Source organism: Mycobacterium sp. NGS15 (assembly GCF_059813245.1).
Genome location: NZ_JCALEF010000004.1, coordinates 594,466 through 610,835, shown reverse-complemented (window position 1 = coordinate 610,835; position 16,370 = coordinate 594,466). Strand labels below are relative to the sequence as shown.

The following is a 16,370-nucleotide window of genomic DNA, read 5'->3' as shown; positions in this document are numbered from 1 at the left end:
AGGGCCTCAACAGAACCTGAAGAAGTGGGGTAGGCAGACGTCCTGCCCGGGGATTACCCGGTCGTTCTCGTTGACAGTGATGCCATTGCCGCTGAGCATCGGCAGCACGACCCCGACGAGTTGGCCCCACTGTTCGGCGGCCTTACCGAGCTTCTCGGGATATTTGGTGAGGGTGTCGACGATGTCGTCCAATCCGTTGAGCATGGGCTCGTAATCGCGTGCGTACGCGGTGGTGAATCTGTTGACAAGCCGGAAGAGCTCCCGCAACAGGACGAAGACCTCGATCAGATCGGTCGTGCTGTTGCTGTATTTGGCGCCGAGTTTGGACATCATGGTGACGATCTTGGCGAGCTGTTCCTTGCCCGTCTTGAACGCTCGGAGGTACTCGTTCGCATAGTTCAGCGTGGCGTGGAAGTCCTCGGTGGTCGGCTCAAGTGCGCTGATGAGTGATTGAGACGAATTGAAGAAGTCACGTAAACCGTTGGGATACTTGTCGACTGCGTTGGCGACTTCCATCAGGCTGTCATGGATGACCTTGGCGTCCACCTTCTTGACCACGGGCGTGAACTTCTGGAACAGCTCATTGATCTCGAAAGGGATGCTGGTGCGCTCGGGCGGAATGGGGGTTTTCCCCAGCGGGGTCGAGCCCTCGGGGTAGAGAGCCACATAGTGCCCGCCCAGGGGGGTGAGCATCCGGATATCTACCCGCGAATCGGATCCGACCGGCACCGAGTGATCCACCGTAAAGGTGGCTTCTACCAACGATTTATCGATACGTACGCTCGACACCTTGCCCACCGAGATTCCGGCGATTCGGACGTCGTCGCCGGCGCGAAGCCCACCGGAGGCCCGAAGGTGCAGCGCGTAGGTCTTCATACCACTGGTATTGACGAATGCGACTCCGGTGGCGGCCAGTATCGCGACGATGACAAGGACTCCGATGAGTCCGTTGCGGCGATTGCGTTTAGCTGCCGCCGCTTCATCGAGGATCGGACGATTTCTCGCGAAAATTCGCGTGAGGGCGTTCACTTACATACCACCAGATCCTGATTGGCGAAGGACACCTCACCGATTCCGGGCATCTTCACCACACCGTTCTTGCACTCGAATGCGGTTGGGGGCGCCGTCTTCTCCTCGATCAGTGCATCGCGCATGCCCTGCACAAGGTCTGGAATCAAAGACAGCCCCGCCATGATGGTCGGCGTTCCCGGGGTGGTGCGGCTCGCCACGTCATACAGGGGCAGCTGGGCGCCATCGACCGTGTTCTCGATGTACCGCAGCATGCTGATTGCTCTGCGCAATATGGGCAGTGCATCCTTGCCGGCCCTGTTGAATTCGTCGGCCTGCTTCTCGAAGGGCTCGAGCACATCGTTGAGATCGTTGACCAGATAGAACAGCTGATCGGAGGTGCCGCCCAGATCCTTCGAGATATCACCAAGATTCGTGACGATGGTCTGGAGGGCGGCCTGGCGGTCTACCGAGAGTTTGAGGACGGCATCGATATCACGCAGGATCGGCCCTATTCCGCGCTCGTCACCCTGGATGAGCTGCAAAATGTTCTCGGTCAATCTGTTGAACTGGGCGGGGTCCAATGTTTGGAATATGGGCCGGAAACCGTTGAACAGCTTGGCGATATCGAATGAGGGGATGGTCTGCCCCAGCGGTATGGTCGAGCCGGCAGCCAAGGGCGCACTGGGTGTGGGTGCCTGGGCGATCTCGACGTACCGCTGACCGACCAGCGACTGGTACCGGATCGCGATGGTGGTGTTCTGGTACAGCGGATGGTCCGTCAGCACATTGAAGGTCACCCGGGCGTTCTTGCCGTCGAGATGAATTTTCTCGACCTTGCCGACCTGTACTCCTGAGATGCGCACGTCGTTGCCGATGATCAACCCCGAGGCGTCGGTGAACAGCGCATCGAAGCGTCGAACCGGACCGTTGACCGGTGTGCGCAGAGCATTCACGATGATCAGGGTCAGCACCACTGCCACGGCGACTGTGGCGGTGAGACCGGCAATCAGAAATGCAATCCGCTTCATCGCTGTCCTCCAGAGGTCGGCCCGGGCGCGGGTCCGGCAGCCGCCGAGGCGGCCCGGCCATCGGGCGCCGTCGGCAGTGCCGCGGCGAGCCCTGGCGCGGTGTCCATGATCAGTTGGACGTTGAGGCGTACCTTGCCGTCGTCGACGGGGAATGCGGCGGTTGTCCGGTCGAGCAGGCCATTGAGCCTGTCGTATGCCGGGGCGAGGCTGCCTAGGAAGTAGGTGGATGGAACGGCCAGATCCAGGAGCGACCGAACCAAGGGAACGATCCAATCGTTGTTGTTGTGAAGTCCGTCGCCAACTCCCTTGAGCAGGGTCGTCAACGAATCGATCGCGGCGGTGGCCCGCTCGGTGTCGCTCGGAGCAACCATGAAGTCGAGGCTGTCGAGCAGCTTGGTGGTGGACCCGATGACGGGCACAAATTCGTTGGTGCCCTCGATCAATGAAGCCATGACCGCCAGCGTTTGGGAGAAGGGCACTGTCTGAGAATCGGCGATCATGGCGAACAAGTCCCAGAAGGATTTCACGACCGGACCGGTCAGGTCGGCGTGCCGCTCGAATGTTGCGATGATCGCGTTGAATTCCCGGCTGTCCAGGATAGAGCCCAGCCGTTGACCCATTCGGAGGAATCCGGTGATGGATGCGGCCTCGACGTCGCTGCTGATCTCCAGCACCCCACCGGGTTTCAGCGGTTCGCCGACGCCATGACTGACGAGCTCAACGGCGGCGGTACCGAAGATATTCGACGAGGTGAATCGCGCCGTGGTATCGGCCGCGAGCGCCTTGGCTTGCCGGCCATCGAGGGTCACCGTCATCCGCTGCTTGTTGTACCCAGTGGTCTGCAGGGATTTGACCTTGCCAATGTTGAAGCCGCGGTATTTCACCTCGCCACCGGGGCCCATGCCCTCACCGATGGTGTTGGTGATCAGGGTGAGCTCGAAGGGCTCGCCATAACTGCCGATGCCGGACTGATAGAGCGAATAGCCGGCGGCGGCGACCACAAGTGCCAGCGCAAGCCCGCGCACCTTGAGGGCGCCCGGCCCTGCGGACCGTCCGCTCGGATCTTTATAGATGGCCACCCGTTACCCCGATATCTGAATTCCAGGATTGTTGCCCCAGAAGAGCAACGTGAGGAGCATGTCGAAGAGAACGATCGCGACCAGCGAGGCCCGGATTGCGCGCCCGGAGGCCATACCCACGCCCTCGGGCCCGCCGCCCGCGTAGTAGCCCTGATAGCACTGGATGGCGATGATGATGACGACGAACACCACGGCCTTGATCACCGAATAGAGCACGTCGATCGGGTGCACGAACGAGTCGAAGTAGTGCTTGTACACGCCCTGCGACTGGTTATGGACGAAGAACACCATGAACGCGCAGGAACCATAGGCCAACAGCAGCGTCAGTACGTACAGCGGAACGATGATGACGATTCCGGCAATCACGCGGGTGGTGACCACGAACGGGATGGACCGGATGCCCTGCGCCTCGAGTGCATCGATCTCCTCGGAGATGCGCATGGCCCCGATCTCGGCGGTCATGCGGCATCCCGCCTGTGCGGCGAATCCGATGGCGGCGATCATCGGGGCCATTTCCCGGGTGTTCACATAGGCGGAGATGAATCCGGTGAGCGAACCCATGCCCACCATGTCCAGGGTCGAGAAGCCCACGATACCGACCGACGCGCCGACCGCGATTCCCATGAAGACCAGGACGCCGATCACCCCGCCGCCGACGATGATCGAGCCGTTGCCCCAGGTCATGTCGACGAGCAGGATGCCGGTTTGGCGTCGGTAACGCTTGATGGTCTGCGGTATGGCGGCCAGCACCAAGCCGACGAAGGTGATCTGGTGGCCGAGATACTCGGCGGAGCCGCCCGCGCCTTTGGTGAAGTTCCAGATCGACCGCGCGACCGGGGGCAGTTCGTCGGGGAAGTACCGGGAGGGACGGGAGGTGGCCATTGTCAGCCCACCTTCGACGGCATGAACATCGCGACGATTTGAGTGATCACGGTGTTGAGCACCATGACCGTGACCACACCGATCACCACGGTGGCGTTCACCGCATCGGCGACTCCCCGTGCGCCCCCCTTGGCTTCCAGGCCGCGCTGACAGGCCACGAGGATGACCACCACGCCGAACAGCCAGGTCTTGAGAACCGCAACGGTGACGTCATTGACGTTCGCGAACGCGGCGAACGAGGACAGGTAACTGCCGGGGGTACCGCCCTGAAAACCGACGTTGACCAGGTAACCGGCGAAGATCCCGACGAAGATGATGAAGATGCACAGCAGCGGTGAGACGAACAGGATCGCCGCCAGCCGGGGTGTTACCAGCCGCTGGATGGGATTGACGCCCATCACCCGCATGGCATCCACTTCCTCGCGGATGCTGCGGGCGCCAAGGTCGGTGGCGACCGCCGAACCCGCCGCGCCACCGAGGAGTAGGGCCGCGACAATGGGCGCGCCCTGCTGGATGACACCCAGACCACCGGCAGCACCGGAGATGGAGGATGCTCCGACCTGCGAGATGATGCTGCCCGCCTGCACGGCGACGATCACACCGAACGGGATCGACACCAGGATCGCCGGAACAACCGTGACCGTCAGGATGAACCAGGACTGGATGACGGTGTCTTGCCACGGGTGACGCAGGCGGACGATGTCGCTCACCAGAAACGCGAAGGACTGCGCCACCAGATCGACATAGCGGCCCAACGTTTTCAGCATCGAATCGGTTTGGGAGGCCACATATTCGACGGGGCGCCGGACAAGTCGAGGGGCCCGATCGAGTAGCTGGAAGCCGCCACCCGATTCGGAAGAGGCCGGGCTGTCCACGGTGGATTTGCTGCCGTATCCCATATCGGGGGATTGGCCCCACTCGTCCGTGACGGACTCTGGGTGTGCCTCGGCCGCTATTTGACTCATGGCTGAGTTCAACAGCGGCTCCTTTGGCTTTGCATTTCCGGCCTGACCTCGATGGACAGACTGGCTAATGGACAGCTGTGTAACAGTGGGTATCTAGTACCCCACATCACAGTCGGTGGCTTAGTGTGGTGTAGCTCATGGTCCGTGTCAAGCGCGGGGTTACCGCGTCGATCAGGTTGCAGCATGTGCCCACGCAGGTACATATGTGACGCGTCCTGGTCGGGGCGCTGTCATGGCGAGGCTGTCGGAGGTCCCCCGACCCGGCCTTCTAGCAATTCACTGGTTCAGTGTTCAGTTTATTGGCTAGAGCAGAGGCTAGCGGAGGTTCACGATCTTGGGACGGGAATTGTCAAGAATTTGCGAGCGTGGGAGGGGCGGTCGTCACCGACCGCACGAGCTCGATGAATGAGCCGATGTATGCCTCGCGAGCGTCGCCCGCCAGTTCGCCTCGGATGGCCTTCAGGGTCGCGGCCATCGACAACCCGGTGATCGCGTGCGCCAGGAATTCGGTGTCGACGGCCGAGGTGATGGCACCGTCTGCACGGGCCTGCTCGATGATGGTGACGTTGATGGACTCGATGAGGCTCAGGATGCCGAACATCCGCTTGGTCATTGCTGAGTCGAGCAGGCCTTCGCGCAGGATGACCTGCATGATCTCCGGACTGTTGTCCAGCATGTCGAATAGCCGAGTGAATACCGTGCGCAGATGCTGGTCAAAGTCACCCGCATTGCCGAACAGGTCGCTGGTGTCGTTCACCGCCGCGAGCGTTCTCTGGAAGTAACTGTCTATCACCGCGTCCAGCGCGTCCCGCTTGGTGTCGAAGTACAGATAGAACGTGCCCCGCCCGACGCCCGCCCGCTGGGTGATGTCGGTGATGCTCGCCTTGTGGTAGCCCTTCTCGGCGAATTCCAGGGCGGCCGCCTCGGTCAGGGTGCGCTGACGCTCGCGTGCGCGCGTCGGATTCGGCGGGCGGCCCGGCCCTCGCCGGCCTCCATTGGTGCTGGCCACGCGAACACAGTAACCACTCCTGGCAAATCTGTTGGTAAATGCACTAACTTGCCGTCACATCATTCGGGCGCGATCACAACCATTTCATTAGCTGAACGGCCGGCCGGAGAAATATGCCGTGGTGGGGCGGTGGGGGTCGATACCTCTCTCTAAGGTGGCCGATATCGTCGGCATGACAGCATTGTTTGCTGTAGGTCTCGTGGGGATCGCTCATGATGGGCGCCCCGGGTGATTCTCGGTTCTTCTACGTCGCGCTATGCGCACCGGAGGCCCAGGTAGTCGGTCTACGATGTGGACGTGTCAACGCAGGTGTATCCCGATCGCGGCCTTCCTGAGCTGACCGGTGATGCGCGCGTCGACCGGTGGCGCGAGCATCGTGCAAAAGTTCGCGCGGAGCTGGTCGAAGCCACTCTGAATGCGATCGACGAGCTCGGCCCGGATCTCTCGATCGACGATGTCCTCAAGTCCGCGGGTATTTCCCGGCCCAAGCTGTACCGCTTTTTCGCCGACAAGGAAGCCCTCTTCACCGCGGTGGCCATGCGCGTTCAAGAATTGGTTGTCGAGCGGGTGGTGTCGAACATCGACTTGTCTCTGAGCCTGCTTGAGCTTTTCCGATCGGGCATGGCCGGTTACGTCGATCTCGTCGACGAGCAGCCCAACCTGGTGCGCTTTCTGCTGAGCGTCCAGTACGCAAATGCGACATCGCTCATCGAGAGCGGGCGGCCGCTGTCCGATGCCATTGCCCAGCTGGTGGGCTCGATTTTCAGTTCGCGCGGTGGCAACGCCGATCACATCGAGTATGTGATCGACGCGATGTTGGCTTCCACTGGTATCGCCGTCCTGCGCTGGTTCGACGAACCGGTCATCAGTAAGGAAACGCTCGTCGATGAGCTGGTGGTCTATGTGTGGGGCGGGCTGGCAGCGTCCGCCAAGGCTCGTGGTGTCGAGCTGCATCCGGACGACCCCATCGTCTTACCTGTCGATTAGCTTGTGGCCCCGCCGAGCGGGGCGCCCTCTGTCGTTGTCGCCGTAGGTCGCTCGCGGGCCACCCGGTGATCTCTTCAATCCATTTCACCTGCCGCGGTGTATTGCGCCTCGCGCCGTCGTCGTCTTATGGTGTACTGAAAGTAGTACTTCAAGTACTAGTAACTTTCCGTCACAAGGGAGTGGTGAAATGGCAAGTCCGGTTGCGGCGTACCCCAAGACGCGGCGGATCCGATTCCGTTTCGGCGACGACGGCAACGCGAACAAGTACTTCGTGGAAAACGACATCGTCTACAGCCATTTCGTCGCCGGACTGTCCGGCGGCTTCCCGCCCGGCGAAGAGGGATTCATCCGTTCGGTGCGCAGGTTCTCCGAGCAGATCACCGACCCGGTGCTCAAGAAGCGTGTCGCGGGATTCATCGGGCAGGAGTCCGTGCACGGACAAGAGCATCGACGGGTCAACGAGAAGCTGATCGAATTGGGTTACCCCATCGCGTGGTGGGATTCCCCGAAGCAGGTCGAGCGCTTGATCAAGTTCGAGAACATGCTCCCGGCCCGTGCGCATCTGGCGTTCACGGCAATGGCCGAGCACATGACCGCGATCCTTGCCGAGCGAACGCTGGGTAGCGAGGAAGTGCAGGCCATTCCGGGTGATCCGGAAGTGTGGCATCTGCTCAACTGGCACGCCCTGGAGGAACTCGAGCACAAGTCGGTGGCGTTCGATGTGTACCGCGCCGTCGGCGGTACCGAGACCATGCGGATCGGACTGATGCTTGTCGCGATGACCATCGTCCCTCCGCTGACGCTCGGCGTTCTCGCCGGCTCGCTGTTGTCGGACCCGGTTGCGCGGCGCCAGCCGCTTCGGCTGCTGCGCGAAGCGCGGGGGCTCTTCGGCGGACCATTGTTCAAGGGGATCGTGGGCGATGTCCGCAAGTATCTGCGGCCGGGCTTCCATCCAGATGACATCGATACCGAGGAGCTGCTGGATCGTTGGCAGCGCGAGCTTTTCGGTAGCAAGGGCATTCTCGTCGATCACCTCAAATAGCCCGCGACACGTCAAAGGAGACGCGAACCGTGAGCACTGCCGCACGGCATTCAACGACGGCTGAGTTGGAACAACCCGATCACGAGGTGGCGGTGATCGGGGCTGGCTTCGGCGGGATCGGAACCGGTATTGCACTGCAACGCAAAGGTATCCATGATTTCGTCATCATCGACAAATGGGACCAGGTGGGTGGTACCTGGCACGCGAACACCTACCCCGGGGTGGCGGTCGACATCCCGTCGGTGGTGTACAGCTTTTCCTACGAGCAGCGCGGCGACTGGTCGCGTCTGTTCGCGCCGGGTGATGAGCTGCAGCATTACGCCGATTTCATGGTGGACAAGTACGGACTGCGTGAGAAGCTTCGGTTGGGGACCAGCATCATTCGTGCGGAGTTCGACGAGCGAAATAGTCTGTGGCGGTTGATCACTGATGGCAACAGAGAGATTACTGCCAGATACTGCGTGATGGCGGTCGGTGGCCTGGAACGCCCGAAAATGCCCGACATCCCGGGGGTCGACGACTTCGCCGGCACGCTCCTGCATACTGCGCTGTGGGATCACGATGTGGCGCTTGCGGGTAAACGTGTGGCGGTGATCGGAACCGGGGCAACCTCACTGCAGCTGGTTCCCGCCATCGTCGACGACACGCTCCATCTCACGGTGTTTCAGCGCACGCCGATCTGGGTTGGCCCAAAATTCGACCTTGAAGTCGGCCCGATTGGCCGGACAGTACTGGGAAATAAGCAGATTCGCTCCACGATCCGATCGCTTGCGACGGTGGGGATCGAGCTCGCCATGAGCGGTCAGGTGGCAGGTCCGGCGTGGCTGATCAACGCGGCGCGCCGCGCCGGCGAGGCGCCGATGCGCCGGTGGATGCGTAAACAGGTCGACGATCCGGTGGTTCGCGAGAAGTTGATTCCCCAGTACGGATTGGGCTGCAAACGTCCGTCGATGTCGAACGAATACCTTAAAACGTTCAACCGGGATGACGTCAGCCTGATCACCGAATCGATCGAGTGCGTGACACCCTACGGGGTGCGCACGGTTGACGGTGTCGAGCACGAGGTTGATGTGCTGATCTGCGCCACGGGTTTCACACTGTGGGACAAGGGTTCGGTGCCACCGTTCCCGGTGCTCGGGCGCGGTGGTCAGGACCTCGGCGAGTTCTGGGATAAGCACCGTTTCCAGTCGTACCAAGGGGTTTCGGTACCCGGTTACCCCAACATGTTCTCCATTACCGGGCCGTACGGATTCGTACTGGGGTCCTATCTGTGGATGATCGAGGCGACATCCGCACATCTGGCCCGAGCCATCGCCGAGACCAAGCGTCGTGGGGCCACTGTCTGTGAGATCCGGCAGGAGGTTCATGACGAGTACTTCCGGAAGTGCTTGAAGCGGCAGGAGAAGAACTTCCTGTTCACCGATGTGTGCGCCGGTTCAAATACCTACTACCTGGATCAGAACGGTGACTCGCCGTTCCGGCCCACGACACACGGCGAGATGTATTGGCAGAATCGTCATTACGACCTCGACGTGTATCGCTACTCAACGAGTTCGGTGGTCCCCGAGGCCGTGGCATCGATCGCCGGGGAGAGTGCGTGAGAAACAACTCACTGGAGCCTCGGCTGGTAGTGGTGACCGGCGCAGGCAGCGGCATCGGCCGGGCGATCGCGATCCGATTCGCCAAACGCGGTGCCTACGTGGTGGTTACCGACCTTGATCTGGACACCGCCAACGAAACGGTGGACCTGATCCGGGCGCAGGGGCGCAACGCATCGGCGGTACAGCTCGATGTCATCGACCCCGACCACTGGGCAGATGTCGCTCGCTACGTTTCCATTGAACACGGCGTTCCGGATGTGTTGGTGAACAATGCCGGGATTGTGGTCAGCGGTCCGTTCCTCAAGCTGAGCGCCGCCGACTGGGACAAACAGTTGTCGGTGAATCTGATGGGGGTGGTGCACGGGTGCCGGGTATTCGGTGAGCAGATGGTCGCACGCGGCGGCGGGCATATCGTCAACATCGCGTCGGCAGCGGCGTACACGCCAACCGCCGTGATGGCGCCGTACTCGGTGTCCAAGGCCGGAGTGAAGATGCTCACCGAGTGCTTGCGGCTTGAATTGGGCCCCAAGGGTGTCGGTGTAAGTGCGATATGCCCCGGATTCATCAATACCAACATTGGTATCCACGGCACCATGGTGGGTATCGACCAGGAAATCGTCGATGCGAGCCAGCGGAGCATGCAGCGGATACGCGAGATCACGGAGAAGCTGCCCTGGACACCGATGAGTCCCAATCTGGTTGCGCGGGCAGTCACGCGCGCGATTCGTCTGGATCTGGTGGTGGTTCCGGTGAAGCTCGAATCATGGTTGGGGTATTTCCTGTCTCGGGCATTTCCGGCGGTCAACAGGCGCCTCATGGCCCCCTTCGGCGTTGACAGATTCGAGCGTCTGGGCGGGCGTGCGATGACCAAACACGGTGAGCGTCAGGCCCCGGTTCTTCTCGAGAGCGTGCGGTAGGGAGATCACGATGAAACTCAACAACCTCGAGCCGCAGCTGGTGGTGGTGACCGGGGCCGGTAGCGGCATCGGGCGGGCTACCGCCATTCGATTCGCCAAACACGGTGCCCACGTGGTCGTTTCCGATATGGATCTTGATTCCGCGCTGGCCACTACGGCAATGATCCGCGCCGACGGCAAGACGGCGTCGGCGGTGCGGTTGGACGTCACCGATCCGCACCAGTGGGAAACCTTCGCGCGTGACGTGCTCGCCGATCATGGCGTCGCCGATGTCCTGGTGAACAACGCGGGCATCGCGTTGGGTGGACCGTTTCTGAAACTCGGTCCGGCAGACTGGGACAGGTTGCTCTCGGTGAATCTCATGGGGGTCGTGCATGGGTGCCGGGTGTTCGGCGAGCAGATGGTCGAACGAGGCAGCGGGCATATCGTCAACATCGCCTCGGCCGCGGCCTTCACACCGACTCCGGTGATGGCGCCGTACTCGGTGTCCAAGGCTGGCGTGAAGATGCTGACCGAATGTTTGCGGCTGGAGTTAGGCCCGAAAGGAGTTGGCGTCAGCGCTATTTGCCCCGGCTTCATCAACACCAACATTGGGCTTAACGGGATAACCGTGGGCGTAGACTCGGAGATGGTCGATCGGGGCAAGGAAATCATGCTCCGGATGCAGGAGTTTGTGGCCGGCTTGCCGTTCTCCCCGATGAGCCCGGACTTGGTGGCACGCGCCGTGGTGCGCGCGGTGAAGTATGACCTTGCGGTGGTGCCGGTGCGCACCGAGGCATGGCTCGGATATGTGCTGGGCCGAGTCGCTCCGGGAATCAACCGTCGTACCACACAGGCGTTCTCGATCGAGCGTGCAGAGCGGTGGGGCGCCTGGGCGCTCGGCAAGCTGGATGATCTGAATCTGCTTCCGCGCCAAGGCGGCGTCGAGGCGGCTCCAAAGCTCACGGCAGCACGGAGGTAGACAGGATGGACGACACGGCAGACATCGGAGACGTGGCCCTGCACGCGCGTAACGTCGCGTTCGACTTTTCGGACTCACCGCTGCAATGGATACCGGATGAGCCGGTGGCCTCGCACGCGCTGTCGGCGCTGAACTTCATGCTGCCCGCCGGCGAGTTGTTCTTCGTCGACGTCTTCGGCCGGGCGCTGCCGCACATCAAGGACGAGAAGCTGCGCGAGGCCGTCATCGGCTTTATCGGCCAGGAGCAGTTGCATTCCGATACGCACGACAAAGCGCTGCTGGAGTACTTCGGCCAGCATGGTATCGATGCGCAGCCGCTGCACGACCTGACCGACCGCGTGCTCTCCACCTTCAAGCAGCAGACGGACCGGCTCCCGCCCAAGGTGCGGTATCGGGTGATGGTCGAAGGCATCGCCATCATCGCGGGCATCGAGCACCTGACCGCCACCGCGGGGGACTGGCTGCTCAACCACGACTTCGAGAAGTACGGTGCCGACCCCGTGATCACCGACATGTTCCGCTGGCACGGTGCGGAGGAAGTCGAACACCGCAGCGTCGCTTGGGATCTTGCTCGGCACCTCGGGGTTGGGCGCCCCCGCATGATGGCGTACTTCATCGGCTCCTGCGCGACAATCCCCGTGGGTCTGGTCTTCCTCAGCTGGCTGCTCGCACGTGCCGACCCGGACCTGCCGAAGGTGAGCCTGGCGCAATGGCTCCGCGAGACCAACAGCGCGATGAAGCGCGGTGCCACCCTGAGATGGAGCGTTCTGGGGGAGGGGTTCAGGAGCTTCCTGCGGCCCGGGTTCAGTCCGGAATCCATCGGGGACACCGCGCAGGCGGTTGCCTATCTGGCCAAGTCTCCGGCCGCCAAAGCCGCGGCCGCGGCATGACGCGGGCAGTTCCGGTGGCGGCCCCGAGGGGCCGCCACCCTCTCGGCTGGGGCATGAAGGTTCTTGACATCGTGGGGCCGACCGCCGTCGCGGCATTGGGCAAGACACTGCCTGCCGTGCTACGGCTGAGCCCCCTGCTGGGGCCCGTGCGTCAACCCAGATGGGTGGACCGGTCGCTGAATCTGGTTGTGCGAGAACGTTCCGTGGTAGCTGCCGACCAGGACGTGGTGGCCTTCACACTCGCTGCGGTGGGCGGAGGCGAGCTGCCGAGGTGGCGGCCCGGCGCACATCTGGACGTCACATTGCCTTCGGGGGCGGTGCGCCAGTACTCGCTGTGCGGTGACCCGCGTGACCGGTATCGATACCGGATCGCGGTGCGACGCATACCCGGTGGCAATGGGGGATCGATCGAACTGCACGACGGGGTGCGTGTCGGTGACACGCTTGGGGTCAAGGGTCCACGGAACGCCTTCCCGCTGGCGACCACCGGACATCTGAACGCCGGCACCCGCCAGTTCCATTTCGTGGCCGGGGGCATCGGTATCACGCCGATCCTGCCCATGCTGGCGGTCGCTACCGACCTGGGGCTGCCATGGACGATGACGTACAGCGGGCGCAGTAAGGAGTCCATTCCCTTCCGCGATGAGCTGGCCCGCTATGGCGATCGGATCACCATCCGTACCGACGATGAGGACGGGTTGCCCACATCGGCCGATCTACTGCCGTCGTTGCACCCCGATCTTGCGGTGTACTGCTGTGGACCGGGGCCGATGTTGAGGGTGATTCGCGACGCCGTCGCCGAATACCCAGGCATCGAGTTGCATTTCGAGCGGTTCTCGGCACCGCCGATCGAGAATGGGGTGCCTTTCCAGGTGCAGCTGGGCACGGGCGGCCCGGTGCTGGATGTGGGGCCCGAGAACAGTGCGCTGGACGCGGTTCTCGCGGCCAGACCTGGTACGCAGCACTCGTGCCGGCAGGGCTTCTGTGGCACCTGCAAAGTCATGGTGCTCTCGGGTAACCCCGATCACCGCGACACCCTCTTGACCAAATCACAGCGTGCCGAAGGCCAGATGCTCTTATGCGTATCTCGTGCCGATGGCGGGCGCTTGGTACTGGACATCTGAGAATGGAGATATGAGATGACTCTCACGACAGAGCGTGAAGACGGAGTGACGAACGACGGTGTCACCGAGCATGTGGTGCGCAACGGCGATATCGACGTCGCGTACTTCGTTCAAGGCAACCCCGACGGGGAAACCATTCTGCTGGTGCACGGGTGGCCGGATTCGCATCATCTCTGGGACGGCGTCGCGCCGTTGCTCAGGGACCGCTTCCGATTGGTGGCGATTGACAATCGTGGCGCAGGAAAGAGCTCCAACCCCAAGAGCTTCCGCGGCTTCCGGCTCGCCGAGATGGCCAGCGATTACGTCGCTGTCGCCGACGCGGTGAGCCCGGACAAGCCCGTGCACGTCCTCGGCCACGACTGGGGCAGCGTCGCGATGTGGGAAGCGATTTGCGCTCCAGACCTGGAACACCGATTCTCCTCATTCACCTCGGTGTCCGGGCCCTCGGCGCATCACATGAGCCGATGGGTGCGGGCCCGGCTCAGCAATCCAACGCCCAAGAATGTGGCGCTCGCACTTGGGCAGATCGGCTCCTTGCTATACATGTTCGGATCCATGACTCCGGTTATCCCGAACGTTCTACTCAAGCTCACCATGAACGAAAACCGTTGGCGTGCCGGGCTGTCCCTTGCGGAGGGTGCTCCCGTCGAGCAGATTCACCTCGGGCCGACATTCATGAGCGACATCACCAGGACATTGCGGGTGTACCGCGCCAACGCGTTGCCGGCGATGCTGCATCCGCAGGACCGGCACACCGGTGTGCCCGTGCAGGTCATCGTCGGTACCCGCGACCCCGCGGTGCGCCAATCGAATTACGACGACGAGCTCAAATGGAACCACCAGACATGGCGGCGGGTGCTCGATGGTGGCCACTGGTTGCCCTTCTCACACCCACACGTGCTCGCTGCCGCGGCTACCGAACTTATCGACGCGGTATCGGGCAAGGAGCCCGACCGTGCATTACGGAGGGCAGAAATGGGCAAGAGCCGCAAGCCGTTCGAGGACCAGCTCGTCGTCATCACCGGAGGGGGTAGCGGTATCGGCCGGGAGACCGCCCTCGAGTTCGCCCGGCAGGGCGCCGAGGTGGTGCTCTCCGATGTGAACCTCGGCGGTGCCAATGAGACTGTCGCGCTTATCGAACAGGCCGGTGGTGTGGCGCACGCGTACCGGCTCAATGTCGCGGACGAGGATGCCGTCGACGCGCATGCCGAGGAGGTCGTCGCGCTCCATGGCGTGCCCGACATCCTGGTGAACAACGCCGGAGTCGGTGCCGCGGGTGGATTCCTGGACACACCTTCCGAAGAATTCCGCCGCGTCATCGAGATTAACCTGTTCGGAGTGGTTAACGGCAGCAGGGCGTTTGGGGCGAAGATGGCCGAGCGCGGACTCGGTGGTCATATCGTCAACCTCTCCAGTATGGCTGCATACAGCCCGCAGAAGGCCTTCACCGCATACTCGACCAGCAAGTCCGCGGTGTTCATGTTCTCCGATTGCCTGCGCGCCGACCTTGCGGCGCACAACATCGGTGTCACCACCATCTGCCCTGGCGTGGTGCACACCAACATTGTGGCCAATACCAAGATTTCGGGTGTGGATGCCGCAGAAGAAGCGCGGATGCAACAGGCCGGCGACAAGGCCTATGCCATGCGCCGCTACGGCCCCGACAAGGTGGCGCGCCAGATCGTCGCCGCCGTGCGCAAGAACAAGCAGGTTGTGCCCGTGACGCCCGAGGCGCGGTTGCAGTACCTCAACAACCGTTTGGCGCCGGGACTGACGCGCTACTTCGCATCCAAGGCGGGTATGACCGACCTCATCAAGCTGGTGCCCAGCAAGAAATAGCGGACCGGTCCGCCGCTAGGTCGCGATCCGGAGGGCGGCCTCGCGGCGGGCACGGATGAATTGTCCTTGTCCGGTGAGTGTTTGGTCGATATCGGTCCACCCCTGGGTGCGCAGCCAGCCGGTCACTTCTGCGCGCCCGAACGCTCGGAAGCCGCCGATACGCATTGCCTGGGTGACACCCGGTAACGATGCGGCCGGGGTCCGCAGGGACGTGAAGATCACGATCTGTCCGCTCGATCCGGCCACTCGACACAGTTCGCGCACGGCCTGTTCGGGGTCGGGGATGAGGTACAGCGCAGCGAGGCACACCACGGTGTCGAATGTTGCGTCGGCGAAGGGCAGTGCGTGTGCACTGCCGCGTATGTAATCGACATGTTCGGCCGAGTTGTCGCGCACAGCCCGCCGCAGCATGGGGCCGGACAGGTCCAGACCGATACACACACCGTCGTGTCCGAGCTGGGCGGCGAGCTCACGGGTGTAGAGGCCGGGACCGCATGCGACATCAAGGATCTTGAGATCTCCACGACCGGAGATCTCGCCCATCAGTGCGGTGTGGGCCTTGAGGGTGCTTCTGCCGCCATAGCTGAACCCGCGGGTGAACATCGGCCGCCAGGCGCGCTCGTAGATCGCCGCCAACAGTCGACTCTGCATGAGCCGGTTGGCGAGGGAAACCGGCTCGTCGCTTTCGGGGCCGAGGACGTCGAGATAGCCGTGCTTGCGTACCGGCGGGTGGGCGGTCCGGGTGGGATCCACGAACGTTTCGGCGAGCTTCGGATCCGGCAGGTTGCCCACGGTCCCCTCCAGTGCACATCGGTGGATTCAGATTAGTGAAACGGATAGTACGGGATACTTAATGTCACGCATAGCCCCTCGATGTGCGAGTTTGCCCAGCGTGCGGAGGCGGGCCGCTCTTGTCATTTAGCGAATGCCATGTCAGTCTATTAAATACCTAGGCGGGGTCGGGTGGGATGTCTCGTGTGTGGCGGACATGTCCTGCGCGACGGCTCGCCCGGAAATGCCGCAGGCAATGGGAAG

15 protein-coding genes are annotated in these 16,370 nt (G+C 62.4%); 8 read left to right on the top strand and 7 right to left on the bottom strand.

The window, feature by feature from the left end; all coding sequences use genetic code 11:
• Positions 1 to 6: 6 nt before the first annotated feature.
• The 6 genes from AC5Y5C_RS14190 to AC5Y5C_RS14165 form a co-directional block, all read right to left on the bottom strand.
• On the bottom strand, positions 7 to 1,011 hold the full coding sequence (locus AC5Y5C_RS14190) for an MlaD family protein (RefSeq protein WP_499973260.1): 1,005 nt from the start codon (positions 1,009 to 1,011) through the stop codon (positions 7 to 9).
• Positions 1,012 to 1,025: 14 nt separating this feature from the next.
• A complete protein-coding gene (locus AC5Y5C_RS14185) occupies positions 1,026 to 2,039 on the bottom strand; it encodes an MlaD family protein (protein WP_499973047.1) in 1,014 nt (337 codons plus the stop codon).
• A complete protein-coding gene (locus AC5Y5C_RS14180) occupies positions 2,036 to 3,118 on the bottom strand; it encodes an MlaD family protein (protein WP_499973044.1) in 1,083 nt (360 codons plus the stop codon). The genes AC5Y5C_RS14185 and AC5Y5C_RS14180 overlap by 4 nt, the downstream gene beginning before the upstream one ends.
• A gap of 3 nt (positions 3,119 to 3,121) precedes the next feature.
• Positions 3,122 to 4,000: an ABC transporter permease gene (locus AC5Y5C_RS14175; RefSeq protein WP_134082182.1), complete on the bottom strand. Its 879-nt coding sequence runs from the start codon at positions 3,998 to 4,000 to the stop codon at positions 3,122 to 3,124.
• 2 nt (positions 4,001 to 4,002) lie between these two features.
• Positions 4,003 to 4,965 (bottom strand): MlaE family ABC transporter permease, encoded by a 963-nt coding sequence (locus AC5Y5C_RS14170; protein WP_499973258.1) that lies wholly within the window; start codon positions 4,963 to 4,965, stop codon positions 4,003 to 4,005.
• Between the two features lie 349 nt (positions 4,966 to 5,314).
• Complete coding sequence (locus AC5Y5C_RS14165) at positions 5,315 to 5,974, bottom strand: TetR/AcrR family transcriptional regulator (RefSeq protein ID WP_499973041.1); 660 nt, start codon at positions 5,972 to 5,974, stop codon at positions 5,315 to 5,317.
• Positions 5,975 to 6,265: 291 nt separating this feature from the next.
• Between AC5Y5C_RS14165 and AC5Y5C_RS14160 the strand changes: the two genes are divergently transcribed.
• The 8 genes from AC5Y5C_RS14160 to AC5Y5C_RS14125 all read left to right on the top strand — a co-directional run bounded on the left by AC5Y5C_RS14160 (position 6,266) and on the right by AC5Y5C_RS14125 (position 15,335).
• Positions 6,266 to 6,961 (top strand): TetR/AcrR family transcriptional regulator, encoded by a 696-nt coding sequence (locus AC5Y5C_RS14160; RefSeq protein ID WP_499973040.1) that lies wholly within the window; start codon positions 6,266 to 6,268, stop codon positions 6,959 to 6,961.
• 187 nt (positions 6,962 to 7,148) lie between these two features.
• Positions 7,149 to 8,003 (top strand): metal-dependent hydrolase, encoded by an 855-nt coding sequence (locus AC5Y5C_RS14155; protein ID WP_499973038.1) that lies wholly within the window; start codon positions 7,149 to 7,151, stop codon positions 8,001 to 8,003.
• Positions 8,004 to 8,032: 29 nt separating this feature from the next.
• Complete coding sequence (locus AC5Y5C_RS14150; protein WP_499973036.1) at positions 8,033 to 9,604, top strand: flavin-containing monooxygenase; 1,572 nt, start codon at positions 8,033 to 8,035, stop codon at positions 9,602 to 9,604.
• Positions 9,601 to 10,521 (top strand): SDR family NAD(P)-dependent oxidoreductase, encoded by a 921-nt coding sequence (locus tag AC5Y5C_RS14145; protein WP_499973034.1) that lies wholly within the window; start codon positions 9,601 to 9,603, stop codon positions 10,519 to 10,521. Before AC5Y5C_RS14150 ends, AC5Y5C_RS14145 begins: the two co-directional genes overlap by 4 nt.
• A gap of 10 nt (positions 10,522 to 10,531) precedes the next feature.
• Positions 10,532 to 11,482: an SDR family NAD(P)-dependent oxidoreductase gene (locus AC5Y5C_RS14140; protein ID WP_499973031.1), complete on the top strand. Its 951-nt coding sequence runs from the start codon at positions 10,532 to 10,534 to the stop codon at positions 11,480 to 11,482.
• Between the two features lie 5 nt (positions 11,483 to 11,487).
• Complete coding sequence (locus AC5Y5C_RS14135) at positions 11,488 to 12,372, top strand: metal-dependent hydrolase (protein ID WP_499973029.1); 885 nt, start codon at positions 11,488 to 11,490, stop codon at positions 12,370 to 12,372.
• Between the two features lie 53 nt (positions 12,373 to 12,425).
• Positions 12,426 to 13,496 (top strand): PDR/VanB family oxidoreductase, encoded by a 1,071-nt coding sequence (locus AC5Y5C_RS14130; RefSeq protein WP_499973027.1) that lies wholly within the window; start codon positions 12,426 to 12,428, stop codon positions 13,494 to 13,496.
• Positions 13,497 to 13,511: 15 nt separating this feature from the next.
• A complete protein-coding gene (locus AC5Y5C_RS14125; RefSeq protein WP_499973025.1) occupies positions 13,512 to 15,335 on the top strand; it encodes an SDR family oxidoreductase in 1,824 nt (607 codons plus the stop codon).
• 15 nt (positions 15,336 to 15,350) lie between these two features.
• On the opposite strand, the gene AC5Y5C_RS14120 is transcribed toward AC5Y5C_RS14125, so the two are convergent.
• Entirely contained in the window at positions 15,351 to 16,127 is a 777-nt protein-coding gene (locus AC5Y5C_RS14120) for a class I SAM-dependent methyltransferase (RefSeq protein ID WP_499973021.1), read from the bottom strand.
• Positions 16,128 to 16,370: the final 243 nt, after the last annotated feature.

Excerpts from the sequence above, each read along its gene's own strand:
- AC5Y5C_RS14155 (WP_499973038.1), top strand. The coding sequence starts at position 7,149 with ATGGCAAGTCCGGTTGCGGCGTACCCCAAGACGCGGCGGATCCGATTC.
- AC5Y5C_RS14175 (WP_134082182.1), bottom strand. The coding sequence starts at position 4,000 with ATGGCCACCTCCCGTCCCTCCCGGTACTTCCCCGACGAACTGCCCCCG.
- AC5Y5C_RS14125 (WP_499973025.1), top strand. The coding sequence starts at position 13,512 with ATGACTCTCACGACAGAGCGTGAAGACGGAGTGACGAACGACGGTGTC.
- AC5Y5C_RS14130 (WP_499973027.1), top strand. The coding sequence starts at position 12,426 with ATGAAGGTTCTTGACATCGTGGGGCCGACCGCCGTCGCGGCATTGGGC.
- AC5Y5C_RS14170 (WP_499973258.1), bottom strand. The coding sequence starts at position 4,965 with ATGAGTCAAATAGCGGCCGAGGCACACCCAGAGTCCGTCACGGACGAG.
- AC5Y5C_RS14185 (WP_499973047.1), bottom strand. The coding sequence starts at position 2,039 with ATGAAGCGGATTGCATTTCTGATTGCCGGTCTCACCGCCACAGTCGCC.
- AC5Y5C_RS14135 (WP_499973029.1), top strand. The coding sequence starts at position 11,488 with ATGGACGACACGGCAGACATCGGAGACGTGGCCCTGCACGCGCGTAAC.
- AC5Y5C_RS14140 (WP_499973031.1), top strand. The coding sequence starts at position 10,532 with ATGAAACTCAACAACCTCGAGCCGCAGCTGGTGGTGGTGACCGGGGCC.